The sequence below is a fragment of the Weissella paramesenteroides genome, assembly GCF_036327715.1.
In the GTDB taxonomy this organism is placed as follows: domain Bacteria; phylum Bacillota; class Bacilli; order Lactobacillales; family Lactobacillaceae; genus Weissella; species Weissella paramesenteroides.
Genome location: NZ_CP130559.1, coordinates 1,372,486 through 1,397,503, shown reverse-complemented (window position 1 = coordinate 1,397,503; position 25,018 = coordinate 1,372,486). Strand labels below are relative to the sequence as shown.

Here is a 25,018-nt window from a genome sequence, read left to right as displayed (position 1 = left end):
AATGGCAGAGAAAACATTCGAAGAAAACCTAGCAACCTTAGAAAAAATTGTTAGTGAGTTAGAAAAGGGTGATGTACCTCTAGAGGAGGCATTAAAACAATTCGAAATTGGCATTAAAATTAGTCAAGATTTACAAAAAACATTACAAAATGCTGAGACAAGTCTCGCAAAAATTGTCAATGAGGATGGTAGCATCAGTGACTTTGGTGATGGAGAATAAGTCATGCAATTTAAAGAATTCTCGACAAATATTGTCCCTCAAATTGAACATACTTTAGAAAATGAACTTGCTAAGAATGCCTCGGTAGCAGAATTACAAGAAGCTATGCGCTATGCGGTAATGGCTGGTGGTAAACGGCTTCGTCCAATGCTGTCATTGGCTGTTATTCAAACTTACGGGTTACCAGTTAATGAATATCTTAAAGTAGCCAGTGCAATCGAGCTTATTCACACCTATAGTTTAATTCATGACGATTTACCAGCGATGGATGATGATGAACTAAGACGTGGCAAGCCGACAACGCATCGGGCATTTGGTGAAGATATTGCTATTTTAGCTGGGGATGCCTTGCAGCCATTGGCCTTCGAATGGTTAACGGATTTAGATCAACCTTTGAATGATGCGCAACGAGTACAGCTAGTTGTCGCAATGGCAAAAGCAGCTGGTGAAGCTGGTATGGTTGCTGGACAGGTATTAGATATTGAGGCGATGAAAACGTCCTCAGTGACACTGGCTGAAACACAGGCTATTCATTATCACAAAACAGGTGCATTAATTGCGTATGCACTACAAGCTGGTGCCATTATGGCTGATGCAAATGAGGATATTCAAAATATATTGCATGACTTTGGCATGGCCTATGGATTGGCTTTTCAAATAAAAGACGATATTGATGACTATCAAGCTGGCAAGATTGAATCACAAGCTTATCCAACAATCCTTGGGTTATCAGAAACAGTGGTAGCATTACAAGAGCAAGTTGATCTTGCTCAAAATCTGCTTTTAAAGTTTGAAGAAATCACAGGGTTGGATAAGACATTATTAGCATCATTTTTGGATTATTTTACAGAAACATTGGAGCAAACATGGGAATAGAAAAAGAGCGTGTTGACGTTTTAGCGGTGCAACAGGGATTATTTACTTCACGTGAACAAGCCAAACGGGCGATTATGGCTGGTGAAATTTTGGGTGCGAATGAACAGCGGATGGATAAAGCAGGTGAAAAAATACCAGTAACGACAGAACTTCACTTGAAAGGCGCACCCATGCCATATGTTTCACGAGGTGGTTTCAAACTCGAAAAGGCGTTACGTGTATTTAATATTGACGTGTCAGATAAAATAATCTTAGATATCGGCTCGTCAACTGGAGGATTTACTGACGTATCATTGCAAAATGGTGCCAAGTTGGTCTACGCATTGGATGTTGGTACTAATCAACTGGTTTGGTCTTTGCGTTCTGATGAACGGGTTGTCGTTATGGAGAATACAAATTTTCGCTATTCACAATTAGCTGACTTCCAAGACGGACAACCAGAAGTAGCAACTATCGATGTTTCTTTTATTTCGCTAAATCTTATTTTGCCACCATTATCTAAAATTTTAGTGGCGGGCGGATCAGTAGCGACATTGATTAAACCACAATTTGAAGCTGGTCGTGAAGCGGTTGGTAAGCATGGTATTGTGAAGGATGCGGCGACACACAGTCAAGTCATTGATAAAGTGGCTGATTATGCGAAGCAAGCCGGATTTAGCATGATTGGACTAGATTATTCACCAATTAAGGGTGGTTCAGGGAATATTGAGTTCCTAGCACATCTAGTATTAGATGGTGGAGAAAGTACCATGACTATGGCTGAACGAGAAGCCGTTGTTCAATCTGCTCACTCCCAATTAAATGCTCATCGTGAGGGTAAAGTAGATGAGAAAAACTAAAAAAGAAAGACAATTAGCAATCCGTGAGTTGATTACGCAAAAAAATATTCAACGGCAAGAGGACTTGGTTATTGAATTAAATCGTGTTGGTTGGGAAGTGACACAGGCAACAATTTCACGGGATATTACTGAAATGCAGTTAGTCAAAGTTCCCCTTGAAGCGGGGGGCTTTGCCTATGCAGTAGTTGCACAAACGGATGCCTTAGTACGTATTAAAAAAATCATTCAAGAACCAACCACGACGATTCGTACACAGGATAATTTTGTAATGATTACAGTGTTACCTGGTACAGGTCCAGCTTTGAAATTGGCTTTAGAAGAAGCTGATTTTGATGAGTTGTTTGGCATGCTGGGGGATGATTCAGATGTTTTAATTATCTTAAAGAAAAATATACAAGCAACGGAATTTGTTACGCAACAGTTACAATGATATTTGTATAAAATTGAGGAGGACGCATGTTACAAGAACTATCGATTCAAAATTTTGCGATTATTCCAAAATTAAATATTAGTTTTGAACCAGGCATGACGGTTTTAACGGGTGAAACTGGTGCTGGAAAGTCTATTATTATTGATGCGGTTGGTTTGTTAACAGGTGGGCGAGGATCGCAAGATTATATCCGGGAAGGAACTGATACTGCTGTTTTACAAGGATTGATCGATGTTGAACCGAATACGGCGCTATCAGCAATCCTTGATGATTTAGGAATTAAATTGGAAGATAATCAATTGCTTATTCATCGAGAGTTACATCGAAATGGGCGCAATGTAATTCGCGTTAATAATACGTTAGTCAATGCTACTGCATTAAAATTATTGGGTAGTCATTTGGTTGATATTCATGGTCAAAATGAGCATCAGGCATTGATGCAACCTGAACAGCATTTGAGTTTATTAGATGAGTTTGCGAAGAATAAGATACAGCCCGTTATGACTGCATACAGTCAGGCTTACGCAAAGTATCGACAATTGGAAGATGCGTATCATCAACGACAAGCAGATGAACAAGCTTGGGCACAGCGTCTAGACATGTTAAGTTTCCAAAGTAATGAGCTTAATGAGGCAGGGCTAGTAGCTGGTGAGGAAGAACGTCTTGAAACAGAATATCAAGAGCTTTCAAATTTTCAAGATGTTTTAACAGCTTTGTCAACAGCTTATGAAGCATTGAACGGTGAGTGGGAACATAATAGCCTAGAAACGGTTGCAACTGCCATGAGTGAATTAGAAGATATTGAAGAATTATCTCCCAGGTATGCAAAATTGACCGAAGCTGTTCGTGGTGCATATTATGAACTACAAGAGGCAAGTTCTGAAATTTTGACGGTACGTGATGGACTGGAATTTGATGAAGAACGGTTACGATTTGTCGATGACCGTTTAAATTTAATTCGTTCGTTAGAAAAAAAGTATGGGGCCACGGTTGAAGATGTTCTAGAACATCAGAAAAAGGTAGATACGGAATTAGCGCAGATGGGTGGTAGCGAGCAAAGTGCTGCTGCTTTAGCAGAAGAGCTACAACTTGCCAAAAAAGAGGCCAGTCAACTTGCTGCTCAACTACATGATATTCGTAGTCAAGCTGCAACATCACTAGCAAAGCAAATCCATGAACAGTTAAAGGATTTGTATATGGAAAAGGCTATTTTTTCGGTGAAATTTGCGCAACAACGTTTGAACGCAACTGGATTTGATAATGTTGAATTTTATATTCAAACAAACTTAGGCGAGGGTGCCAAGCCGTTAGCTAAAATTGCATCCGGTGGTGAACTCTCACGTATGATGTTGGCTATGAAAACAATTTTTTCTCGTGAGCAAGGTGTGACATCAATCATTTTTGACGAGGTAGATACGGGTGTGTCTGGAAGAGTTGCCCAAGCCATTGCTGAAAAAATTGCAGTTATTGGTCGTTATTCCCAAGTTCTTACTATTACGCATTTACCACAGGTAGCGGCCATTGCTGATCATCACTTTTTTATTGAGAAACAGGTTGTTGGGGAACGTACAGAAACAACTGTTAGACAATTGCCAGAGAATCAAAGGATTGATGAATTAGCACGCATGCTATCAGGAAATGAATTGACATCTGCTGCGAAGGAAAATGCACGTGACTTGCTCAAAAGAGCCCATGACAATAAAAATTCGAATGAATAAAGTTGTCTCTACAAGAAAAAACGAGTAAAATGACTACTTAAATAGCTAAATAAAAAGTTAGGAGTAAGTGTACCATGAAACGTGGCGTATTAATCGTACTATCTGGACCGTCTGGCGTCGGTAAAGGTACCGTACGGAAGGCCTTATTTGAGGAACCAGATATTGATTTTCAATATTCTATTTCAATGACTACTAGACAGCCTAGAAATGGTGAAGTAAACGGTGAAGATTATTTTTTTGTAACCCGCGATGAATTTGAAACAGAAATTGCAAATGGCGATATGTTGGAATATGCTGAATATGTAGGAAATTATTATGGTACGCCTAAGAAGTTTATTGACCAAACATTAGCAGCAGGACGAGATGTTCTATTGGAAATAGATGTACAAGGTGCACTACAAGTGAAGGAAAAGATGCCAGAAGGGGCATATATTTTCTTAACACCGCCTGATTTAGCTGCACTGAAGGAACGATTAATTGGTCGTGGCACTGAAGCGATGGATGTTATCGATCGCCGTGTATCAGCAGCAACTGCAGAAATTCGTATGATGGCAAACTATGATTATGCAGTTGTTAATGATGAAGTCTCATTAGCCGTTAATCGTATCAAGGATATTATTAAGGTTGAGCGATTACGCGTTAATCGTGTATTGCCAGAGTATATTAAAATGATTGAGGAGTTAGAAGCATGATTTTATACCCATCTGTTGATAAATTGTTAGAGAAAGTTGATTCTCGTTATAAACTGATCGCTCTGGGCGCAAAGCGGGCTCATGAGCTAGAACAAGGTGAATTACCTACTTTGTCAAAGTTTGATTCAGTTAAACCAATTGGACAAGCTTTTGAAGAGATTGAAGCTGGTAATGTTGTTATTGATGATACAACTAAATAATTTAAAGTAGTACTTAAAAAGAGGAGAACCTAAGTGGTCCTCCTCTTTTTGTATACAATGTTTACTTATTAATTTGTTTTTGTTTTTTAGATACGATCATTTGTCGGGCAGCACTAATAATTGCAGGTAAGGCTGAGACAAGCAAAATACCGATTAGTACTAACGAAAAATGTTCACTCACAAACTGATTGCCACCAAAGTAGTAACCAGCTTCGACAGCAATGACCACCCATAAGGTAACAGCAATCATTTCTAATCCGATAAAACTACGGTAACGAAAACCAGATACGGCAGCTGTAAAAGGGACTAGAGTTCGTATGATTGGCAGGAAGCGACCTAGAATAATGGCCATTTTTCCATGCTTTATAAAGAATTCATTAGCCTCTTGTAAATGTTTTTCTTTAATAAAACGTCCTAAAATTGGGTGATGAACTAGTTTTAGCCCAACGGTTCGACCTAACCAGAAATTCAGTGAATCTCCAAAGGTTGCAGCAAGCCAAAATAATAACATTAAAACCCAGTGGTTAAGTGAGTTACCTGATAAAGCAGCAATTGATCCAGCTGCGAATAATAGTGAATCACCTGGTAAAAACGGTAAAACAACAGCGCCTGTTTCGATAAAAATTACAGCAAATAACGCGGCATAAGACCAACCACCCCACATATTTACTAAATTATTTAAATGAACATCAAGATGGAGGAAGATGTCGATGATTTGAACCATTTTGTGTTTAAACTCCTATATTTTGTCAATTGACTAAAAATTACTTAGCTACTAGTTTAGCACTTTTTTAAGCCCCTGTAAGTTATATGTTATAATATTCCCAGTGTATTTAACATAACTTAAGAGGAGAAATATAATGGCTTTTCCACAATTAAATATGAGTGAAGTCTCAGGACCAATTGCAACTTTATCAACAACGTTAGGTGATATCAAAGTACAACTATTTCCTGAGCAAGCCCCAAAGACAGTCGAAAACTTTGTTGGGTTGATTAAAAAAGGATATTATGATGGCATCATTTTTCACCGTGTAATTAATGAATTTATGATTCAAGGTGGTGATCCAACTGGTACTGGTATGGGTGGTGAATCTATTTGGGGAAAATCATTTGCGGATGAATTCTCTGATGAAGTTTTTAATTTACGTGGCGCACTATCAATGGCCAATGCTGGTCCTAATACAAATGGCTCACAGTTTTTCATTGTCCAAGCTCACAAAGTACCAGAACGTATGTTGCAATCACTTTCAGGAGCTGTGCCTGATGAAATTGTAAAAGCATATAGTGAGAATGGTGGTACACCTTGGTTAGATAATCACCATACTGTATTTGGTCAGGTTATCGAAGGCATGGATGTGGTTGATAATATGGCAACTCAAAAAGTTGACTTTGCAGATAAGCCAAAGACGGCTATTCAAATTTTAAAGGCAACTGTGACAGATTAATTGTCAGACCGAGATAAGTTCTCGGATACATATATTTTAGTAATAATTAATAGGAGGTATAACGATGACGTTTCATGTTGGTCAGGTCTTGGAGGGAGTTGTCACGGGCATACAGCCATATGGAGCTTTTGTACAACTTGATGAAAAGCATCAAGGGTTAATCCATATATCTGAATGTCGGTCAGCTTTTATTCATGAAATTGAGGATGAAATAAAAGTTGGACAGCCAGTCCGGGTTATGATTCTAGATATTGACTTATATAGTCATAAGATATCTCTTTCGAGGCGCACGGTTCTTGATGGCTATGATAAAAAAACGACCTATACTGAAAAAATAAATCAAGAACATAAATATACACAACATCATTATTGGACTAACCAACACCTAGATATTGGATTTGAGACCATTTCCAAATCCGGACAATCAATGATTAACGAAGCTCTTGAACGATTGCATCAATAGATAAAATAGAATATAAGGAGACAGATATGTCACTCATTGCAGGTACAATAATATTTACTCGGGACGAACAGTCTTATTTTTTAGTGACGGACGAAGTACCAGAGCCAAAGTTTTATACGGTTAAAATGCACAAGCATGATGGTGATACCGCTCTAGGTTCAATCGTTAATGGTATGCAGGATGAATTGGGCATTAATATGGATAACTTACGTTTTGGAGAATTAGCAGCGTGGCATACACAAGGATTAGAAACAACTGAAGATTTAATTTCTCTTTATACTTTTGAACCTATTGACTCAGAAGCATTGAATTTGGATCGATTGAGTTTACTGGGCTTGCAATTTGTTAATGCAAAAGATGTTGTTGATTTTTTGAAAAATGTTGATATGACGGGTGTTATGCAATTAGATTGATTTTCTTTCAAAAAAACACTTGCAATTACTTTGTAAATTCGGTATTATTAAAAAGTTGAGTTTTGAGGAAAGATTACATTCCTAATTTAAATTCAATAATAATCAATTGAAATTAAATGTTGACAATCATCATTTGATGAGATATGATTATTAAGTTGTGTTGGAACAGCAAGTATCAAACAAGTATTGTTAATTCATAAAAGTTCTTGACAATGTTGAATGAAATTGCTATTCTAATATAGCTAGCGTTAAGTAAACGCTTTCTAAAAGAGATAGGTCTTTGAAAACTGAATATCGTTTCGATGAAACAAATGTGTAGGGTCATCAAGTAATTTACTTGATACAAAAACATTTGCGAAGTCAATTCGCTAATAAATTCGTTTAACTTCTGTTAAACAAATAACAACAATTGAGTTATACTCAAACTTTTAAAATGAGAGTTTGATCCTGGCTCAGGATGAACGCTGGCGGCGTGCCTAATACATGCAAGTCGAACGCTTTGTCTTTAATTGATTTGACGAGCTTGCTCTGATTTGATTTTATCTGACAAAGAGTGGCGAACGGGTGAGTAACACGTGGGTAACCTACCTCTTAGCAGGGGATAACATTTGGAAACAAGTGCTAATACCGTATAATACCAACAACCGCATGGTTGTTGGTTGAAAGATGGTTCTGCTATCACTAAGAGATGGACCCGCGGTGCATTAGCTAGTTGGTAAGGTAATGGCTTACCAAGGCAATGATGCATAGCCGAGTTGAGAGACTGATCGGCCACAATGGGACTGAGACACGGCCCATACTCCTACGGGAGGCAGCAGTAGGGAATCTTCCACAATGGGCGCAAGCCTGATGGAGCAACGCCGCGTGTGTGATGAAGGGTTTCGGCTCGTAAAACACTGTTATAAGAGAAGAACGGCACTGAGAGTAACTGTTCAGTGTGTGACGGTATCTTACCAGAAAGGAACGGCTAAATACGTGCCAGCAGCCGCGGTAATACGTATGTTCCAAGCGTTATCCGGATTTATTGGGCGTAAAGCGAGCGCAGACGGTTATTTAAGTCTGAAGTGAAAGCCCTCAGCTCAACTGAGGAATGGCTTTGGAAACTGGATGACTTGAGTGCAGTAGAGGAAAGTGGAACTCCATGTGTAGCGGTGAAATGCGTAGATATATGGAAGAACACCAGTGGCGAAGGCGGCTTTCTGGACTGTAACTGACGTTGAGGCTCGAAAGTGTGGGTAGCAAACAGGATTAGATACCCTGGTAGTCCACACCGTAAACGATGAGTGCTAGATGTTCGAGGGTTTCCGCCCTTGAGTGTCGCAGCTAACGCATTAAGCACTCCGCCTGGGGAGTACGACCGCAAGGTTGAAACTCAAAGGAATTGACGGGGACCCGCACAAGCGGTGGAGCATGTGGTTTAATTCGAAGCAACGCGAAGAACCTTACCAGGTCTTGACATCCCTTGCTAATCCTAGAAATAGGACGTTCCCTTCGGGGACAAGGTGACAGGTGGTGCATGGTTGTCGTCAGCTCGTGTCGTGAGATGTTGGGTTAAGTCCCGCAACGAGCGCAACCCTTATTATTAGTTGCCAGCATTTAGTTGGGCACTCTAGTGAGACTGCCGGTGACAAACCGGAGGAAGGTGGGGATGACGTCAAATCATCATGCCCCTTATGACCTGGGCTACACACGTGCTACAATGGCATATACAACGAGTCGCCAACCCGCGAGGGTGCGCTAATCTCTTAAAGTATGTCTCAGTTCGGATTGTAGGCTGCAACTCGCCTACATGAAGTCGGAATCGCTAGTAATCGCGGATCAGCACGCCGCGGTGAATACGTTCCCGGGTCTTGTACACACCGCCCGTCACACCATGAGAGTTTGTAACACCCAAAGCCGGTGGGGTAACCTTTTAGGAGCCAGCCGTCTAAGGTGGGACAGATGATTAGGGTGAAGTCGTAACAAGGTAGCCGTAGGAGAACCTGCGGCTGGATCACCTCCTTTCTAAGGAAAATCGGAAACCTACACATTCAACGAAACGATATTTAGTTTTGAGAGTTTTATCTCTCTGATTAGTTCTTTGAAAACTGAATCATAATTGTAAATTTTTAAATTCATTATAATTGATTATATCAATTAAATTGAGCCGAAAAAATACACCGCGTAATTTTTTGAGTTTTTTAAATAAGTTTAAAATCGCTTGTGACCATTGAGTCACAATACTCAAACGAAATCATCAACGAGAGTTGATCGGTTAAGTTATTAAGGGCGCATGGTGAATGCCTTGGCACTAGGAGCCGATGAAGGACGGGACTAACACCGATATGCCTCGGGGAGCTGTAAGTAAGCTGTGATCCGGGGATTTCCGAATGGGGGAACCCAACTTGTGATGCAAGTTATCGTTTAATGAATACATAGTTAAACGAAGGTAGACGTTGTGAACTGAAACATCTCATTAGCAACAGGAGAAGAAAGAAAAATCGATTCCGTCAGTAGCGGCGAGCGAACGCGGAGGAGCCCAAACCAGAGTGCTTGCACTCTGGGGTTGTAGGACTACCGTTGTGGAGTTACAAATTTGTTTATTAGCAGAATCAGCTGGGAAGCTGAGCGAAACAGGGTGATAGCCCCGTATGCGAAAGTAAGCAAACTCCCGTGTAGGATCCTGAGTACGGCCGGACACGTGAAATCCGGTCGGAAACTGCGAGGACCATCTCGTAAGGCTAAATACTCCCTAGTGACCGATAGTGAACCAGTACCGTGAGGGAAAGGTGAAAAGCACCCCGGAAGGGGAGTGAAAAAGTTCCTGAAACCATGTGCCTACAACAAGTTAGAGCCCGTTAATGGGTGATAGCGTGCCTTTTGTAGAATGAACCGGCGAGTTACGATACCATGCAAGGTTAAGGTGGAAAGACCGGAGCCGTAGCGAAAGCGAGTCTGAAATGGGCGTTTTAGTATGTTGTTGTAGACCCGAAACCAGGTGACCTACCCATGTCCAGGGTGAAGGTGCGGTAAAACGCACTGGAGGCCCGAACCCGTACATGTTGAAAAATGTTGGGATGAGGTGTGGGTAGCGGTGAAATTCCAATCGAACTTGGAGATAGCTGGTTCTCTCCGAAATAGCTTTAGGGCTAGCCTCGGAAGATAGCGTGTTGGAGGTAGAGCACTGTTTTGGTGCGGGGCCCATCTCGGGTTACTAAATTAAGATAAACTCCGAATGCCAATCACGTATGTCCGGGAGTCAGACAGTGAGTGATAAGATCCATTGTCGAAAGGGGAACAGCCCAGATCGTCAGTTAAGGTCCCTAAGTGTGTGTTAAGTGGAAAAGGATGTGAAGTTGCATAGACAACTAGGATGTTGGCTCAGAAGCAGCCACCATTTAAAGAGTGCGTAATAGCTCACTAGTCGAGTGATTCTGCGCCGAAAATGTACCGGGGCTAAACACACCACCGAAACTACGGGTGCCACATCAGTGGTGCGATAGGAGAGCGTTCTAAGGGCAATGAAGTCAGACCGTGAGGACTGGTGGAGCGCTTAGAAGTGAGAATGCCGGTATGAGTAGCGAAAGACAGGTGAGAATCCTGTCCACCGTATGACTAAGGTTTCCTGGGGAAGGCTCGTCCTCCCAGGGTTAGTCGGGACCTAAGGCGAGGCCGAAAGGCGTAGTCGATGGCTAACAGGTTGAGATTCCTGTACCAGGTGAACATGTTTGAACGATGGAGGGACGCAGAAGGCTAACAGAACCCAGCGGCTGGAAATGCTGGGCCAAGCAACAAGTCTTAGTGTGAGTCAAATGCTTGCACTTATACGGACAAGTTGTGATGGGGACCGAAATAAAGTAGGGAAGTCTGTGATGTCACGCTGCCGAGAAAAGCTTCTAGTTAGTGTTTACCTGCCCGTACCGCAAACCGACACAGGTAGTCGAGGAGAGCATCCTAAGGTGAGCGAGTGAACTCTCGTTAAGGAACTCGGCAAAATGACCCCGTAACTTCGGGAGAAGGGGTGCTCAGCGCAAGCTGAGCCGCAGTGAATAGGCCCAGGCGACTGTTTATCAAAAACACAGGTTTCTGCAAAATCGTAAGATGACGTATAGGGGCTGACGCCTGCCCGGTGCTGGAAGGTTAAAAGGAGTGCTTAGCTTCGGCGAAGGTACGAATTGAAGCCCCAGTAAACGGCGGCCGTAACTATAACGGTCCTAAGGTAGCGAAATTCCTTGTCGGGTAAGTTCCGACCCGCACGAAAGGCGTAACGATCTGGGCGCTGTCTCAACGAGAGACTCGGTGAAATTTAAAGACCCGTGAAGATGCGGGTTACCCGCGACAGGACGGAAAGACCCCATGGAGCTTTACTGTAGCTTGATATTGAGTGTTTGTGCAGCTTGTACAGCATAGGTAGGAGCCGTAGAAATCGGGACGCTAGTTTCGATGGAGGCAAACGTGGGATACTACCCTCGTTGTATGAACACTCTAACTCACACCACTCAGCGTGGTGGAAGACAGTGTCTGGCAGGCAGTTTGACTGGGGCGGTCGCCTCCTAAAAGGTAACGGAGGCGCCCAAAGGTTCCCTCAGAATGGTTTGAAATCATTCGCAGAGTGTAAAGGCACAAGGGAGCTTGACTGTGAGACTTACCAGTCGAGCAGGTACGAAAGTAGGGCTTAGTGATCCGGTGGTTCCGCATGGAAGGGCCATCGCTCAACGGACAAAAGCTACCCTGGGGATAACAGGCTTATCTCCCCCAAGAGTCCACATCGACGGGGAGGTTTGGCACCTCGATGTCGGCTCATCGCATCCTGGGGCTGTAGTCGGTCCCAAGGGTTGGGCTGTTCGCCCATTAAAGCGGTACGCGAGCTGGGTTCAGAACGTCGTGAGACAGTTCGGTCCCTATCCGTCGCGGGCGTAGGAAATTTGAGAGGAGCTGCCCTTAGTACGAGAGGACCGGGGTGGACGTACCACTGGTGTATCAGTTGTTCCGCCAGGAGCATCGCTGAGTAGCTATGTACGGATGAGATAAACGCTGAAAGCATCTAAGTGTGAAACTCGCCTCGAGATGAGATTTCCCATTCAGCAATGAAGTAAGACCCCTCAGAGATGATGAGGTAGATAGGCTAGAAGTGGACGTGCGGTGACGCATGGAGCGGACTAGTACTAATGGTTCGAGGACTTAACCAAGTAGCAAGTGGTGTAAGGCAAATGAAAAAAAGACTTGACATTATGATTCAGTTTTGAGATAATTAATCTCGTGGTTGCTTTTAGTAACAATCGTGTCGTGATGATGGCACTGAGGTCACACCTGTTCCCATACCGAACACAGTAGTTAAGCTCAGTAGCGCCAAAAGTAGTTGGAGGATCGCCTCCTGCGAGGATAGGACATCGCGATGCATCAATGGACGTTTAGCTCAGCTGGGAGAGCACCTGCCTTACAAGCAGGGGGTCACAGGTTCGATCCCTGTAACGTCCATTGGGTCGTTAGCTCAGTTGGCAGAGCAGTGGACTTTTAATCCATGGGTCCTGGGTTCGAGCCCCAGACGACCCACTTTAATAATATGTATCTATTTCGTCAAACTGGTAACTATGTATTTGTTGCCGACTTAGCTCAGTTGGTAGAGCATCGCTCTTGTAAAGCGGAGGTCGAAGGTTCGAACCCTTTAGTCGGCATCATGCGAATATAGTTCAGCTGGTAGAACGCTACCTTGCCATGGTAGAGGTCGCGGGTTCGAATCCCGTTGTTCGCTTTGCCGGCTTGGCGGAATAGGCAGACGCACAGGACTTAAAATCCTGCGATGGAGACATCGTACCGGTTCGATCCCGGTAGCCGGCATATTATTTGCACCTATAGCGCAACTGGATAGAGTGTCTGACTACGAATCAGAAGGTTGAAGGTTCGAATCCTTCTAGGTGCATTACAAACGTTAGTTTGTTTATTATTGCTAGTTAGCATGTTCGGGACGTAGCTCAGTTTGGTAGAGCACCTGGTTTGGGACCAGGGGGTCGCAGGTTCGAATCCTGTCGTCCCGATTATAGCACTAAGTGTTATGATTCGCGGTGTAGCTCAGCTGGCTAGAGCGTCCGGTTCATACCCGGGAGGTCGAGGGTTCGATTCCCCCCGCCGCGATTGGCTCAAATAACTTGGACCTTTAGCTCAGTTGGTTAGAGCAGACGGCTCATAACCGTCCGGTCGTTGGTTCGAGTCCAACAAGGTCCATTTAGGCCTTAGGTATTTATGGAGAATTACCCAAGTCTGGCTGAAGGGAACGGTCTTGAAAACCGTCAGGTCGGGAAACCGGCGCGTGGGTTCGAATCCCACATTCTCCTTTGTCATCGTTTGATGATTATTATTTATTATCGCGGGTTGGAGCAGTCTGGTAGCTCGTCGGGCCCATAACCCGAAGGTCGTAGGTTCAAATCCTACACCCGCAATTAATTCAGATTATATTTATCTGTTGGTCGCATGGTCTAGTTGGTTATGACGTTCGCCTGTCACGCGAAAGATCACGGGTTCGAATCCCGTTGTGACCGTTTTATATTGGCGCGGTAGCTCAGTTGGTAGAGCATACGATTGAAGCTCGTAGTGTCGACGGTTCGATTCCGCCCCGCGCCATAGCATTATAATAATGTTATGCGGATGTAGTACAATGGCTAGTGCTCCAGCCTTCCAAGCTGGGAATGCGGGTTCGATTCCCGTCGTCCGCTTTTGTAGTATGGGACTGTAGCTCAGCTGGTTAGAGCGCACCCCTGATAAGGGTGAGGTCGGAGGTTCGAGTCCTCTCAGTCCCATTTTGTTGAAAGTTTGCTTTTGACATGGGGACATACTCAAGAGGCTGAAGAGGCGCCCCTGCTAAGGGTGTAGGTCGGGAAACCGGCGCGAGGGTTCGAATCCCTCTGTCTCCGTACATTACACAATAATAGATTTGATAATTAAGGTTGTTCCCTTTAGGGGGAACAACTTTTTTGTTTTTAAAGATAACCAAAGGTTCTCCTCGAGAAGAGTAGAACTAGAATTGCACGCTACTGAAACCAATTAAAGGTCGATCAGTACAGTTATTTAGGTCATTAATATCTTGATGCTTGTTAGGAACTAAATAGCTACCTGATGATCTTTGGGGTACATGATGTATGTATTAACTGTTAATACTATATTCTTTGTATTCTGCTTAAATTAAAAGGCAACACTTATTTTTGAATAATTCATTATAGGATTTGATTAATGGAAGGAGTTAACAATAGCCACAGTTTTTATCTATTCAGAAAGCTATGCCTTTTTATGAATTAAGTAACTTTTTTATTAATAAAAGTAAGAAAAATAAGTGGATAAGATAAGTAATTGGTATATTCTGATAGTTTGTCCTAAAAAGTGCTTTAAAATTTGATGCCTATAATCAAAAGATATTCAAAAAAATTATATTTTGAAAATTAGCATATGAAAAAATGTGTAAATTAATTATTTTATGAAGTTACGATAATTTCATGAAAACAAAAACGTAATAAATAAGTGATTTAGAGTGATTATAGTTATGAAAAATATCATAAAATATGTATTTAAACTATCATTAACTCTAAAAAATAATATAAAAGGACTTGTTTATTATTGAATTAACATTTATGCTAATATTATATTTTTGATTCGGAGATCAAAGACATGAAATTATTAAAAGGTAGTTTAAAACGTCGTCGCGAACAATTAGGAATTTCACAAGCTGATGTTGCAGAGGGTATTTGTCATCAGTCCTTACTATCTCGAATAGAACGCACTGATGAAATTTCAAATATCACCGTCTTACAGCAACTTTGTGCGCGCTTGCAGTTGCGCGTTTCCAGTGTTGCTAAAATTAACGAATTAACGGTCACACCATTAACGGTAATCCGTTATTTTATTGATATTGGTCAATTTGAACAGGCTGCGAATCGATTAGAAAGTTCAACATTACTACGTCGATTACCAGTCTTTGCGTTACCAGAATATAATCTATTGCGAGCTAGAATTGCGTTGTCTCAAAATCAAACAACGGTTGCAATGCAACTGTTACAAATTGCATTAGGTGATGCGGAAAAGCATCAAATGGAATTAATGATTGAAATATATACGGAAATGGGGGCAACATGGGCAAAGCAGGGTGAGTATGTCTATGCGTCAGAATATTTTGAACGTGCTTGTGGACTCATTAAAGGTTATCGACCGACAATGCGATCTGAGTTAGGAAAGGTCATTGCACACACATATTATCATCAAAGTGAATTATATCTAACAATCAATGATCCAGAAAAAGCAAGAGATCGCATTACAAAAGCATTGGCAGTTTTACCAACAAATGAGCACTTTCATCAAATTGTTAAGTTACAAAAGATACGCGTGAAATGTTGTGAACAGTTATCATTGTTAAAAGAAAAAGCTGAGGCAAAGATGCTTATTTATGCAGCCGCAGAATTTTCTAAAGATATTAACTTACAAGATGATGTAAAAAAGTATTTAGAGGAGTTAGAAACAGATTAATAAAACACCTATCAGAATAGTTTGCACATTTGATGTGTTAGCTATCTTGATAGGTGTTTTATTTAGTAGCCTCGTTCATAATCAACCACATTATATGTCAATGGTTTATCTGTCAGAAAATCTGGTAGGTTCTTCATGAATACATGAAATAGAGATTCTGATTCACCAGCCCAGGTAGAATGCTGGGTTAATATTAGGTTATCTTGGTGCCATAATTTTGAATCTTTAGGAATAGGTTCTTGTTTAGTTACGTCTAGCGCAGCATGTTGAATACTGCCGTCATTAAGTCTATTTAATAGATCTTGTTCATTAACGGTAGAACCACGACCAATATTTACAAACAGAAATAGATTTTTAAACAAGTCTAGATGTTCTTTGTTAAAAAAGTTCTCTGTATCAGTTGTGCCAGGTAAAGCATTGATAACAATAGCAATATCTTTAGGAATTTCTTGTAGATTATCGATAGCAAAAACATTTTCAAAACTTCCCACCGGGTGACCGGTTGTATTTACACCATAGACAGTACTCCCAAAAGTATGTAGATAGGCAGCAATCTGTTGACCAATACGTCCAGTTCCGAAGATGACAACCGGCAACTCCTGTAAGGTGAATTGTTGTTCAAATGGCTCCCAATGATTTTGAGTTTGATAGACATGAAGACCACGAGCAAAATGGAAAATATAGCTCATTACGCTTTGAGCGATTGGTACTGCTTTTTGACCACTAGTGTTCGTCAATATAATTTGATGTTTTTTTAAGTCATTAAGAGGCATAAAATCTACGCCAGCCGAAAAAGATTGGATCCATTTTAATTGATTGTTGGGTGTTTCTAGAATTTTATTAATTATTTTAGAACGCCAGCCATAACTGATAACAATATCACTGTAATCATCAGGCGTAATATTTTCTGGTGTAACAACCGTGACGTGATATTTTTCTAAAGTAGTTATATTTGCATCAGTCAGCGGTGAAAGTGCCAATAATTTTGTCGTCATATTTAATTCCTCCAAATAGGCTATTTTATTTAATTTTAAGCGAAATATCGGAAAACGTCTATTTAATAAATAACACGAAAATCAAAGAATGTTAAAAATGTGTATCAATTGAAATGATAATGAAAATATTCACAAATAAATAATATTTTGATAAAAAAATATACAAAAAATTGCTTAATAAAGTGGTAAAAGGGGCATAAACTCTGTACAATGAACTGTATATGAGCACTTATTGCGCTTAAAACATATCTGTTGAGTAGGAGGTTAGTTGTATGAACTTGGTAGCAGGTCTTTCCATTTTAAACCTTGCAAGATTCCAGTTCGCAATGACAACAATTTTTCATTTTTTCTTTGTACCGTTGTCAATCGGGCTTGGTATTATTGTAGCGGTTATGGAAACTTTGTACGTTATAAAAAAGGATGACCAGTATAAACGAATGACAAAATTCTGGGGTAAGATTTTTATGCTCAGTTTTGCTGTTGGTGTTGTTACTGGAATTATTCAAGAATTCCAATTTGGTATGAATTGGTCTAGATATTCTCGTTATGTGGGTGATATTTTTGGGCCAGCATTAGCTGTTGAAGCTCTTGTAGCTTTCTTTTTAGAATCGACTTTCCTAGGGCTATGGTCATTTGGATGGGATCGTTTTAATAAAAAGTTACACCTATTGTTTATTTGGTTAACAACATTGGGTTCTGCATTTTCAGCTCTTTGGATTTTAGCTGCAAATTCATTTATGCAAAATCCAGTTGGGTTCCAAGTAGATCACAAATTTAATCGAGCTGTTTTGGTAGATTTTCCAGCATTGCTACAGAATCATCAACTATGGTTGGAGTTCCCACACGTTATTTTTGCCACATTTATGGCAGGATCATTTGTGGTAATGGGAGTTTCTGCATGGTCACTATTACGTAAACCACATCATGAAGTGAATTTCTTTAAGAAATCAGTTCAAGTGGCAGCAGTAGTAGCACTAATTGGTGTCGCAGGGTTAGCCTATACAGGTGATCGTCACTCATTGTATCTACAAGAAGATCAACCAATGAAGTTTGCTGCGACAGAAGGTATTGATAAGAATGTTGGTGGTACCCATGAACAAGCACCATGGTCTGTTATTTCTTATACTGATCCAAAGACGCATGATGTGAAATGGTCATTAGATATTCCTTATATGCTTTCAATTCTTGCACACCACTCATTAACTGGTGGTAGTCAAGGATGGCATGAACTTAACAAAGAGCTTCATGAGAAGTATGATGTAAAGTTTGGACATGACATGAATTATTACTTACCAAACAATACGATTTACTACAGTTTCCGAATCATGGCTGTTTCAGCTGGTGCATTTGGATTATTGGCAGTTGTGGCTCTATGGTTCACTCGTAAGAAGTCTAAGGTTGATATTTCAAAGTACAAGTGGGCACTTTGGATCTTTGGATTGGCAACCTATCTACCATTTCTTGCCATTACTTCAGGTTGGTTGATTACTGAGTTAGGTCGTGCACCATGGGTTGTTTACGGTGTGCTAACAATGGCCGATGCAGTATCGCCAAACGTATCTGCTGCATCATTACTAACATCAAATATTTTGTATTTTGCAACTTTCGCTGTGTTAGGTTTGATTATGGTTATGTTGTCACGTCGTGTGATGATTGCTGGTCCAGAATCAGTTGATGAACAAGCAACTGAAGAAAATGTGGATCCATTCTCACCAAGTGCCTTTGAAGCAGGAAAGGAGGCCTAGGTGATGACAGGATATCAAATTTTATGGTTTGTTTTGATTGCAGTACTATTTGCCGGTTTCTTTTTCCTTGAAGGATTTGATTTTGGAATCGGTATGTCATTAAAGACATTGGCCCAAAATGAAGAAGAAGAAGATGCATTGATTCGTTCAATTGGTCCTCATTGGGATGGTAATGAGGTATGGCTAATAACCGCTGGTGGGGCAATGTTTGCTGCCATGCCATTCTGGTATGCGTCACTATTCTCTGGTTTTTACCTTATTTTATTCGCAATATTGATTGGGTTGATCTATCGTGGTGTGTCATTTGAATTCCGCGAACAAATGCGGACTGCTAAATTCCGAAATTTGTGGACGACGATTTCATCAATAACTTCGATGTTAGTACCTTTCTTGTTTGGTGTCTTATTTACTGACGTTGTTCAGGGGATGCCTTTGAATGCTAATGGTGATATGTCAGCTAATTTCTGGGATTACTTCAACATTTTCTCAATTGTTGGTGGTGTTGCTATGGGGTTGCTTTCATACGTCCATGGTCTAAATTATGCACGATTAAAAATTACGAATGGTTCACTACACGATCGCATTCAAAAACAATTAAAGGTATTATATCCTATACTTTTGATTGGTGAGGTTGCTTTTGCAATTACTCTATTTGTCTTCACTGATTTCTTCACTAAAAAACCAGTAGTGACAATTATCATGTTGGCAGCTATTGTTGCCTTAACATTAATTGCATGGGCTGTGACACTAAAACAACAAAATACATGGGCATTCATTGCATTGGGATTAGTTATTATCCTAGTTGTGGCTCTGTTATTTACAGGATTATTCCCACGTGTCATTGTTGGTAATGAGTCAAACATGTCAATTCTATTAAAGAATGCAACTTCGACACCATATACGCTAAAATGGATGACAATAATTTCACTGACTGCTTTGCCAATCGTGTTGGCATATCAAATCTGGAGCTTTTACGTTTTCCGTGATCGTATCCGAGTTGAGAAGATTTCGTATTAATTATTTGTTGTCTTGAGTGATTAACAGGTCCAAAAAGGTTGGGACAATATTTGTCCCAACCTTTTTATACATATCTGATTTATTCTAGAAATGAAAGGAATTATTTTATGTTAGATAAACGTTTATTTAGCTTTGCTGGTGCGAAGAAAGCGCTAGGCCTTCTTTGTCTCCTGACATTTATTCAATCTCTTGCTATTGTTGGTCAAGGGCGGGCGATTAGTATCGCATTAACCAAACTGTGGCAACATCATCCATTAAAGTCAATTTTTTGGATTGTTTTAATATTTATTGGCGCATATGTTTTACGTCAACTAATGGGGGTTTTTAAGGAATATGTTTTGGCACCATTCGCTGACAAAACAACTGGTATGTTGCAAAGTAAGTTAACGCAACAATATGCAAAATTAGGACCAAGTGCGATTACTAGTTTAGGAACTGGAAAATCAGTAACTTTAGCAGTTGAAGGAATTGATCAAGTGCATGATTACTTTACACTAGTTTTGGTTAAACTTTTTGATATGATGATTATTCCATGGGTTATTTTGGCATATATTTTTACTATTAATTGGAAACAAGCTGTTTTTCTATTTATGATTTATCCTGTGATTGTCTTATTTATGATTATCTTGGGATATGCAGCTCAAGCAAAAGCAGATCGGGAATATGATACATTTAATAGATTATCAAATCATTTCGTGGATTCGCTGCGTGGTTTGACTACGTTGAAGCAACTTGGGCTAGCAAAACAGTATGCTAACAATATTTATGATGTTTCTGAAGAACATCGTAAGGCAACAATGAGCACGTTAAAAATTGCAATATTGTCGACGTTTGCTTTGGATTTTTTCACAACATTATCAATCGCTATTGTCGCTTTGTTCTTGGGTCTAGGTTTAATGAATGGGACAATGCCACTATTGCCAGCCCTGACAATATTAGTTTTAGCACCTGAGTATTTTTTGCCAATTCGAAACTTTGCCAATGATTATCATGCAACTCTTAATGGGAAAAATGCATTTGCTGATATTATGAACTTACTTGATAAAAAGCTTGCCGATGACACAAATATTTACCATAGTAAACAGCAGCAATGGCAAAAAGATGATACATTGCAATTACAAGGAGTTAATTACGAATACCCTGGTGCCACAGAACCAGCATTAAAAGATATTAATCTTTCACTTAAAGGTCATCAGAGGGTTGCTATCGTTGGAACTTCAGGATCAGGTAAATCGACACTTTTGAATTTATTAGGTGGTTTTTTAATTGGAGACGGCGAGGTGCAATTAAACAAGCAAAAGACGCCACATCTTCAACAAAAAGATTGGCAAAATCAATTGCAAGTTCTACCACAAAGACCATATATTTTTCACGATACGTTACGTGGTAATCTATCTTTTTATTCTCCTGAAAAAACAGATGCTGAGCTAGTCGACGCCTTGCATACTGTCGGGCTGGGTGAATGGTATGACGGATTAGAGCAAGGATTAGACACGCTGATCGGCGAAGGAGCAATGAAAACGTCAGGTGGACAAGCACAACGAATTGGGTTGGCCAGAATTTTATTGGATCAGAATAGACGAGTGTTGTTGTTAGATGAACCAACGGCGCACTTAGATATCGAAACAGAGGTTCACTTGAAGGAAACAATGGTGCCATTATTTGAGCAAAGACTAGTGATTTTTGCCACACACCGTTTACACTGGTTGACCGAGATGGACTGGATCATTGTCATGCGTGACGGTGAAATTGTTGAGCAAGGAACCTTAACTGATTTAAAGGCCAATGACGGTTACTTTGTAAGTTTGCAATCAGCAATGCGAGGTGGCAAAAATGCATAAGATGTTAGAATTAATTAAAAAAGATACATGGGTATTTCCTTATTTAAAGTCGTATAAAAAATTACTAGTTTTAATTATCTTTTTGGGATTTATGACGACTTTTTCTGGGGCAGCCTTAATGTTTACATCTGGGTTCTTGATTTCCAGATCAGCGCAAATTCCTGAAAATATTTTGATGGTTTATGTTCCTATTGTGCTAACGCGTGCGTTTGGAATTGGCCGACCAACTTTTCGGTATGCTGAACGACTAGTTTCACATAATTGGGTATTAAAAATAGTTTCAGTGTTTCGTCGACGTTTATATGAACTTGTTGAAGTTGGTACAAAGTCTGTCTATGCGAAGTCACAAACTGGAGAAGTCTTAAATGTTCTGGATAATGATTTATTTAAGATTGAAAATTTTTATTTGCGAACATTATTCCCAACAGTAATTGGTCTCGTAATTTATGTCCTAATTGCTATTGGTGTTGGTATCTTTAATTGGGGATTTGCGCTTGCCATACTATTGATATTGGGAATGACAGTCATTGTCGCACCGATGGTCACTTTAGCAGTCAATGGTGCCCGCGATTTTAAACAGCAACAGTTAGAAGGACAATTGTATACGGATTTAACTGATTCTGTGATGGGCTTGCAAGATTGGATTTTGGCTGGACGAACGCAGGAATTATTTGATCGGCAACAGAGTGATTTTGACGCAATAAATAAAATTAAATCAAAGCAGTCTCATTTTAACTGGTGGCGAGATATGTTTGGTGCACTGGTTATTGGGGCGGCTGCAGTTATTTTGATGATTTTTGCCACACGTCAATTTGGTAATGATAGTTTTGGGGTTAATTGGATTGCAGCCTTTGTGTTAGCAATTTTTCCAGCTGAAGATGCTTTAACAACCATTAGTACAGGTGTTGGAGAATGGCCACGATATCAAGATTCAATTCAAAGATTAAACAAGATGGATGCGCAATCGAAACAGGAGTGGCAAAAAAGTGATGAACAATCAACAGGTTTAATAACTGAACCAGAAATTAAGTTTAATCAAGTTAATTTTGGTTATAATGACAGTAAGTTAGTTTTGGAAAACCTAAATCTAACCATTAAAAATGGTCAAAAGTTAGCTATTTTGGGACAATCTGGTGCTGGAAAAACAACATTGTTAAAGTTATTATTAGGTGATGAGCACCCTGATAGTGGGGCAATTACAATTAATGACCATAATATTAGCTCATTGCAACAGCAGCGCTCAGATATTATTTCAGTATTGGACCAGCAACCCCATATATTTGCCAGTTCAGTTGCTAATAATTTGCGATTAGGTAATTTAAAGGCTACTGATGAACAACTCTGGGATGTTTTAAAACAAGTATCTTTGATAGATCTAGTTCGTAGTTTGCCAGAAGGATTGGATACACCAATGACGGAGATGGGAAGTCGTTTCTCGGGTGGTGAACAACAACGATTTGCTTTAGCACGTGTCTTACTACAAGATACACCAATTGTCGTGCTTGATGAGCCGACCGTTGCGTTAGATCCAATTACGGAACTGACTGTACTAAAGACTATTTTTGAGACACTGTCTGATCGAACGATTATTTGGGTGACCCACCATTTAACTGGTATTGAGTTTGTCGATGATGTGATTTTTATTGAAAACAAAAAAATATCAATGCAAGGTACGCCTGAACAATTGATGATGACAGAACCTAGATTTAAAAGATTACTGCAGATGGATCATGGAAATTTAATTGACATATAAGAGGGTGATTTTCTGGTTAAGACAAAGAAAAGGCATACGAAAAAGAAGAAAAATTTCATACGAACTTTCTTTGTTGAGAAAGGTCAGCTACATAAGGGTCGTGTATTTTTATGTGTGGTTATTTTACTAAGTATTGGATTTTGGCAAACGGATATACGTATACAACAGGCGAATAAAGAAAAAACAACAGAAGAGGTGTCTCAAGTGCCAGTTTCTCGAGAAGCATTCATAGAAAAAATTGCCCCTGAGGCCCAGAAACTTGAGAAACAATACGGCGTATTAGCATCTATTAGTATTGCTCAAGCTGCTCTAGAGTCAAATTGGGGTCAATCTGAACTGTCAGCTAAGTACAATAATTTTTTTGGTGTGAAGTCTTCAGCTGGTCAACCAAGTGTCACACTCGCAACCAAGGAGTTTGAAAATAATCAATGGGTTACGATCAATGACTCATTTCGAGTCTATAATAGTTGGCAAGATTCGATGGCAAGTCATGCGAAATTGCTAGTTAGTGGCACGTCAGATAACCCGCAACGGTATGCAACGGTTGTTCAAGCAACTGATTATAAAACAGCAGCGAATGGATTAGTAACTGGGGGATATGCAACAGATCCGACATACGCTGACAAAATAATTCATATGATTGAAACTTATCACTTAAATAAGTATGATGATAAATAGAAATGGATGAAAAGGGTGAGAACATGAGTTATGAAATTTTACCAGGTGCAACGATTGGTATAATTGGTGAAGGCATTACTAGCCGTTACTTGGCACAAGCTGCTCATAATATGGGGTATCAAGTTGCAGCATATAGTAGTACTGCTGAATCAGTAGTATTTAAAGACGCAGACTACCGTTTCTTAGGGGAGAAGGATAATGATGATGAAATTGAAAGTTTTGTCGCATTATCTGACATGATAACTTATACGTCAGCGTGGTTACCAACACAAATTACGAATCAGTTGACTAATCAAGTCGTGCCACAGGGAACAACAATATTAGATATTACTGATGATCATGCATTAGCCAAAGCTTTTTATGAAAGTGAATCATTAAATATACTGCCGTACGAAACAGGTAGTTCATTAGACGAAATTGCACAAGCAGGTACCAAGTTGGGTTATCCAATTATTGTAAAGCCTGTGTTTAAACACAAGCATATTGATGATCAAGTAATTTTGCGTGGAGATTGGGATCTTGGATTGGTAGCACCACTAATTGATGGTGGTACATTGCTGGTAGAACCATGGCTTGAGAACACGCAATCATTTGTTATGACTGCTGTTCGAGGTTCACATGATGAGACAACATTGTATCCATTGCGACAAGTAGAAACTCCTGAACCAGGGTTAACAAGAGCATGGACAGTTGGGGATGTTTCAGATGAAATTGTTACAGAAATTAAGAAGGTGACTGAAAAGCTAGGTCAGGCTCTTAATTATATTGGTGCTTATGATGTCACATTTTTGGTTTCCGAGAATGGCACACTTTATTTACGTAATACGATTCCTGGTTTGTCTAAGACAACAGTTCTTTATGATGTTTCTGTTAATGTTGGTGTGACAATGCAACACTTAAGAGCAGTCACTGGTCAGCGGCTATCAGAAGTTGTTTTTGAAGCGGCTGCCATCTACATGCCTATTAGTGATAAAGAAGAATCTAAGTTATATAGACATTGGCAAATTCAGCCACACTGGCAAGTTTCAATTTACCACTCGCCAACTTTATTACCACAAATTGGTCATGTTTTAGCTGCAGGATCAAGTTCTGAACAATTGTTGAATCAGTTACATGTTGCTGGTGTTTGGCAATTTAACGATTAAATGAAAAAAGCACGTGTTACAGCAAGGATTTAGTTTTTTGGAACACGTTTAAAGGGCTGGA

The 25,018-nt window shown here is 40.1% G+C and carries 19 protein-coding genes, 16 tRNA genes and 3 rRNA genes; 36 read left to right on the top strand and 2 right to left on the bottom strand.

Annotated elements, in window-relative coordinates:
* Position 1 precedes the first annotated feature (1 nt).
* The 7 genes from QRX23_RS07020 (at position 2) to rpoZ (ending at position 4,975) form a co-directional block, all read left to right on the top strand.
* Positions 2-220 carry an exodeoxyribonuclease VII small subunit gene (locus QRX23_RS07020; protein WP_002827711.1) on the top strand — a complete coding sequence of 73 codons (219 nt, stop codon included), beginning with the start codon at positions 2-4 and terminating at the stop codon, positions 218-220.
* Between the two features lie 3 nt (positions 221-223).
* Complete coding sequence (locus QRX23_RS07015; protein WP_330155123.1) at positions 224-1,096, top strand: polyprenyl synthetase family protein; 873 nt, start codon at positions 224-226, stop codon at positions 1,094-1,096.
* The gene (locus QRX23_RS07010) at positions 1,087-1,935 is read left to right on the top strand and encodes a TlyA family RNA methyltransferase (RefSeq protein ID WP_330155122.1); all 849 of its coding nucleotides are present in this window, start codon (positions 1,087-1,089) and stop codon (positions 1,933-1,935) included. The genes QRX23_RS07015 and QRX23_RS07010 overlap by 10 nt, the downstream gene beginning before the upstream one ends.
* A complete protein-coding gene (locus QRX23_RS07005; protein WP_002827708.1) occupies positions 1,922-2,365 on the top strand; it encodes an arginine repressor in 444 nt (147 codons plus the stop codon). Before QRX23_RS07010 ends, QRX23_RS07005 begins: the two co-directional genes overlap by 14 nt.
* 26 nt (positions 2,366-2,391) lie before the next feature.
* Positions 2,392-4,083, top strand: a complete 1,692-nt coding sequence (gene recN, locus QRX23_RS07000) for a DNA repair protein RecN (RefSeq protein ID WP_330155121.1) — start codon at positions 2,392-2,394, stop codon at positions 4,081-4,083.
* A gap of 74 nt (positions 4,084-4,157) precedes the next feature.
* Positions 4,158-4,775: a guanylate kinase gene (gene gmk / locus QRX23_RS06995; protein ID WP_002827706.1), complete on the top strand. Its 618-nt coding sequence runs from the start codon at positions 4,158-4,160 to the stop codon at positions 4,773-4,775.
* Positions 4,772-4,975 (top strand): DNA-directed RNA polymerase subunit omega, encoded by a 204-nt coding sequence (gene rpoZ, locus QRX23_RS06990; RefSeq protein WP_002827705.1) that lies wholly within the window; start codon positions 4,772-4,774, stop codon positions 4,973-4,975. The genes gmk and rpoZ overlap by 4 nt, the downstream gene beginning before the upstream one ends.
* Positions 4,976-5,036: 61 nt before the next feature.
* Here rpoZ and QRX23_RS06985 read toward each other — a convergent pair whose 3' ends face one another.
* Positions 5,037-5,699, bottom strand: a complete 663-nt coding sequence (locus QRX23_RS06985; protein WP_330155120.1) for a VTT domain-containing protein — start codon at positions 5,697-5,699, stop codon at positions 5,037-5,039.
* A 136-nt stretch (positions 5,700-5,835) separates the two neighbouring features.
* Here QRX23_RS06985 and QRX23_RS06980 point away from each other — a divergent pair, with 136 nt between their 5' ends.
* From QRX23_RS06980 to QRX23_RS06870, 23 genes are all read left to right on the top strand, one after another.
* Entirely contained in the window at positions 5,836-6,420 is a 585-nt protein-coding gene (locus QRX23_RS06980) for a peptidylprolyl isomerase (RefSeq protein ID WP_277375300.1), read from the top strand.
* Positions 6,421-6,484: 64 nt separating this feature from the next.
* On the top strand, positions 6,485-6,883 hold the full coding sequence (locus QRX23_RS06975) for a CvfD/Ygs/GSP13 family RNA-binding post-transcriptional regulator (protein WP_277375299.1): 399 nt from the start codon (positions 6,485-6,487) through the stop codon (positions 6,881-6,883).
* A 26-nt stretch (positions 6,884-6,909) separates the two neighbouring features.
* A complete protein-coding gene (locus QRX23_RS06970; RefSeq protein WP_002827700.1) occupies positions 6,910-7,296 on the top strand; it encodes a hypothetical protein in 387 nt (128 codons plus the stop codon).
* 429 nt (positions 7,297-7,725) lie between these two features.
* Positions 7,726-9,300: ribosomal RNA gene (locus QRX23_RS06965) — 16S ribosomal RNA — on the top strand.
* Positions 9,301-9,548: 248 nt separating this feature from the next.
* Positions 9,549-12,464, top strand: a 23S ribosomal RNA gene (locus QRX23_RS06960).
* Positions 12,465-12,557: 93 nt separating this feature from the next.
* A 5S ribosomal RNA gene (gene rrf, locus QRX23_RS06955) occupies positions 12,558-12,674 on the top strand.
* The 16S, 23S and 5S rRNA genes sit together here with 16 tRNA genes alongside, the layout of an rRNA operon.
* Positions 12,675-12,680: 6 nt before the next feature.
* Positions 12,681-12,753 (top strand) — tRNA-Val (locus QRX23_RS06950).
* A 2-nt stretch (positions 12,754-12,755) separates the two neighbouring features.
* Positions 12,756-12,828 (top strand) — tRNA-Lys (locus QRX23_RS06945).
* A gap of 49 nt (positions 12,829-12,877) precedes the next feature.
* A tRNA-Thr gene (locus QRX23_RS06940) sits at positions 12,878-12,950 on the top strand.
* 4 nt (positions 12,951-12,954) lie between these two features.
* Positions 12,955-13,027, top strand: a tRNA-Gly gene (locus tag QRX23_RS06935).
* Between the two features lie 2 nt (positions 13,028-13,029).
* Positions 13,030-13,113: transfer RNA gene (locus QRX23_RS06930), tRNA-Leu, on the top strand.
* An 8-nt stretch (positions 13,114-13,121) separates the two neighbouring features.
* Positions 13,122-13,195 (top strand) — tRNA-Arg (locus QRX23_RS06925).
* A 41-nt stretch (positions 13,196-13,236) separates the two neighbouring features.
* Positions 13,237-13,310 (top strand) — tRNA-Pro (locus tag QRX23_RS06920).
* A gap of 23 nt (positions 13,311-13,333) precedes the next feature.
* Positions 13,334-13,407 (top strand) — tRNA-Met (locus tag QRX23_RS06915).
* Between the two features lie 16 nt (positions 13,408-13,423).
* Positions 13,424-13,497, top strand: a tRNA-Ile gene (locus QRX23_RS06910).
* 20 nt (positions 13,498-13,517) lie between these two features.
* Positions 13,518-13,607, top strand: a tRNA-Ser gene (locus QRX23_RS06905).
* Between the two features lie 31 nt (positions 13,608-13,638).
* Positions 13,639-13,712 (top strand) — tRNA-Met (locus QRX23_RS06900).
* Between the two features lie 25 nt (positions 13,713-13,737).
* A tRNA-Asp gene (locus QRX23_RS06895) sits at positions 13,738-13,811 on the top strand.
* A 9-nt stretch (positions 13,812-13,820) separates the two neighbouring features.
* A tRNA-Phe gene (locus QRX23_RS06890) sits at positions 13,821-13,893 on the top strand.
* Positions 13,894-13,913: 20 nt separating this feature from the next.
* Positions 13,914-13,985: transfer RNA gene (locus tag QRX23_RS06885), tRNA-Gly, on the top strand.
* Positions 13,986-13,995: 10 nt separating this feature from the next.
* A tRNA-Ile gene (locus QRX23_RS06880) sits at positions 13,996-14,069 on the top strand.
* Between the two features lie 26 nt (positions 14,070-14,095).
* Positions 14,096-14,183 (top strand) — tRNA-Ser (locus QRX23_RS06875).
* A gap of 748 nt (positions 14,184-14,931) precedes the next feature.
* Positions 14,932-15,783: a helix-turn-helix transcriptional regulator gene (locus QRX23_RS06870; protein ID WP_330155119.1), complete on the top strand. Its 852-nt coding sequence runs from the start codon at positions 14,932-14,934 to the stop codon at positions 15,781-15,783.
* 62 nt (positions 15,784-15,845) lie between these two features.
* On the opposite strand, the gene QRX23_RS06865 is transcribed toward QRX23_RS06870, so the two are convergent.
* A complete protein-coding gene (locus QRX23_RS06865) occupies positions 15,846-16,778 on the bottom strand; it encodes an NAD(P)-dependent oxidoreductase (RefSeq protein ID WP_330155118.1) in 933 nt (310 codons plus the stop codon).
* Positions 16,779-17,050: 272 nt separating this feature from the next.
* On the opposite strand from QRX23_RS06865, the gene QRX23_RS06860 reads away from it, so the two are divergent.
* The 6 genes from QRX23_RS06860 to QRX23_RS06835 all read left to right on the top strand — a co-directional run bounded on the left by QRX23_RS06860 (position 17,051) and on the right by QRX23_RS06835 (position 24,957).
* Positions 17,051-18,523, top strand: coding sequence for a cytochrome ubiquinol oxidase subunit I (locus tag QRX23_RS06860; protein WP_002828601.1), 1,473 nt, complete (start codon positions 17,051-17,053; stop codon positions 18,521-18,523).
* Positions 18,524-18,526: 3 nt separating this feature from the next.
* Entirely contained in the window at positions 18,527-19,540 is a 1,014-nt protein-coding gene (gene cydB, locus QRX23_RS06855) for a cytochrome d ubiquinol oxidase subunit II (protein ID WP_330155117.1), read from the top strand.
* Between the two features lie 107 nt (positions 19,541-19,647).
* Positions 19,648-21,381: a thiol reductant ABC exporter subunit CydD gene (cydD, locus tag QRX23_RS06850; protein WP_330155116.1), complete on the top strand. Its 1,734-nt coding sequence runs from the start codon at positions 19,648-19,650 to the stop codon at positions 21,379-21,381.
* Positions 21,374-23,134, top strand: a complete 1,761-nt coding sequence (gene cydC, locus QRX23_RS06845) for a thiol reductant ABC exporter subunit CydC (protein ID WP_330155115.1) — start codon at positions 21,374-21,376, stop codon at positions 23,132-23,134. The genes cydD and cydC overlap by 8 nt, the downstream gene beginning before the upstream one ends.
* 114 nt (positions 23,135-23,248) lie before the next feature.
* Positions 23,249-23,812, top strand: a complete 564-nt coding sequence (locus QRX23_RS06840; protein ID WP_002828596.1) for a glycoside hydrolase family 73 protein — start codon at positions 23,249-23,251, stop codon at positions 23,810-23,812.
* Positions 23,813-23,835: 23 nt separating this feature from the next.
* Positions 23,836-24,957: an ATP-grasp domain-containing protein gene (locus QRX23_RS06835; RefSeq protein ID WP_330155114.1), complete on the top strand. Its 1,122-nt coding sequence runs from the start codon at positions 23,836-23,838 to the stop codon at positions 24,955-24,957.
* Positions 24,958-25,018 lie beyond the last annotated feature (61 nt).

Excerpts from the sequence above, each read along its gene's own strand:
- QRX23_RS07020 (WP_002827711.1), top strand. The coding sequence starts at position 2 with ATGGCAGAGAAAACATTCGAAGAAAACCTAGCAACCTTAGAAAAAATT.
- QRX23_RS07015 (WP_330155123.1), top strand. The coding sequence starts at position 224 with ATGCAATTTAAAGAATTCTCGACAAATATTGTCCCTCAAATTGAACAT.
- QRX23_RS07010 (WP_330155122.1), top strand. The coding sequence starts at position 1,087 with ATGGGAATAGAAAAAGAGCGTGTTGACGTTTTAGCGGTGCAACAGGGA.
- QRX23_RS07005 (WP_002827708.1), top strand. The coding sequence starts at position 1,922 with ATGAGAAAAACTAAAAAAGAAAGACAATTAGCAATCCGTGAGTTGATT.
- recN (WP_330155121.1), top strand. The coding sequence starts at position 2,392 with ATGTTACAAGAACTATCGATTCAAAATTTTGCGATTATTCCAAAATTA.
- gmk (WP_002827706.1), top strand. The coding sequence starts at position 4,158 with ATGAAACGTGGCGTATTAATCGTACTATCTGGACCGTCTGGCGTCGGT.
- rpoZ (WP_002827705.1), top strand. The coding sequence starts at position 4,772 with ATGATTTTATACCCATCTGTTGATAAATTGTTAGAGAAAGTTGATTCT.
- QRX23_RS06985 (WP_330155120.1), bottom strand. The coding sequence starts at position 5,699 with ATGGTTCAAATCATCGACATCTTCCTCCATCTTGATGTTCATTTAAAT.
- QRX23_RS06980 (WP_277375300.1), top strand. The coding sequence starts at position 5,836 with ATGGCTTTTCCACAATTAAATATGAGTGAAGTCTCAGGACCAATTGCA.
- QRX23_RS06975 (WP_277375299.1), top strand. The coding sequence starts at position 6,485 with ATGACGTTTCATGTTGGTCAGGTCTTGGAGGGAGTTGTCACGGGCATA.
- QRX23_RS06970 (WP_002827700.1), top strand. The coding sequence starts at position 6,910 with ATGTCACTCATTGCAGGTACAATAATATTTACTCGGGACGAACAGTCT.
- QRX23_RS06870 (WP_330155119.1), top strand. The coding sequence starts at position 14,932 with ATGAAATTATTAAAAGGTAGTTTAAAACGTCGTCGCGAACAATTAGGA.
- QRX23_RS06865 (WP_330155118.1), bottom strand. The coding sequence starts at position 16,778 with ATGACGACAAAATTATTGGCACTTTCACCGCTGACTGATGCAAATATA.
- QRX23_RS06860 (WP_002828601.1), top strand. The coding sequence starts at position 17,051 with ATGAACTTGGTAGCAGGTCTTTCCATTTTAAACCTTGCAAGATTCCAG.
- cydB (WP_330155117.1), top strand. The coding sequence starts at position 18,527 with ATGACAGGATATCAAATTTTATGGTTTGTTTTGATTGCAGTACTATTT.
- cydD (WP_330155116.1), top strand. The coding sequence starts at position 19,648 with ATGTTAGATAAACGTTTATTTAGCTTTGCTGGTGCGAAGAAAGCGCTA.
- cydC (WP_330155115.1), top strand. The coding sequence starts at position 21,374 with ATGCATAAGATGTTAGAATTAATTAAAAAAGATACATGGGTATTTCCT.
- QRX23_RS06835 (WP_330155114.1), top strand. The coding sequence starts at position 23,836 with ATGAGTTATGAAATTTTACCAGGTGCAACGATTGGTATAATTGGTGAA.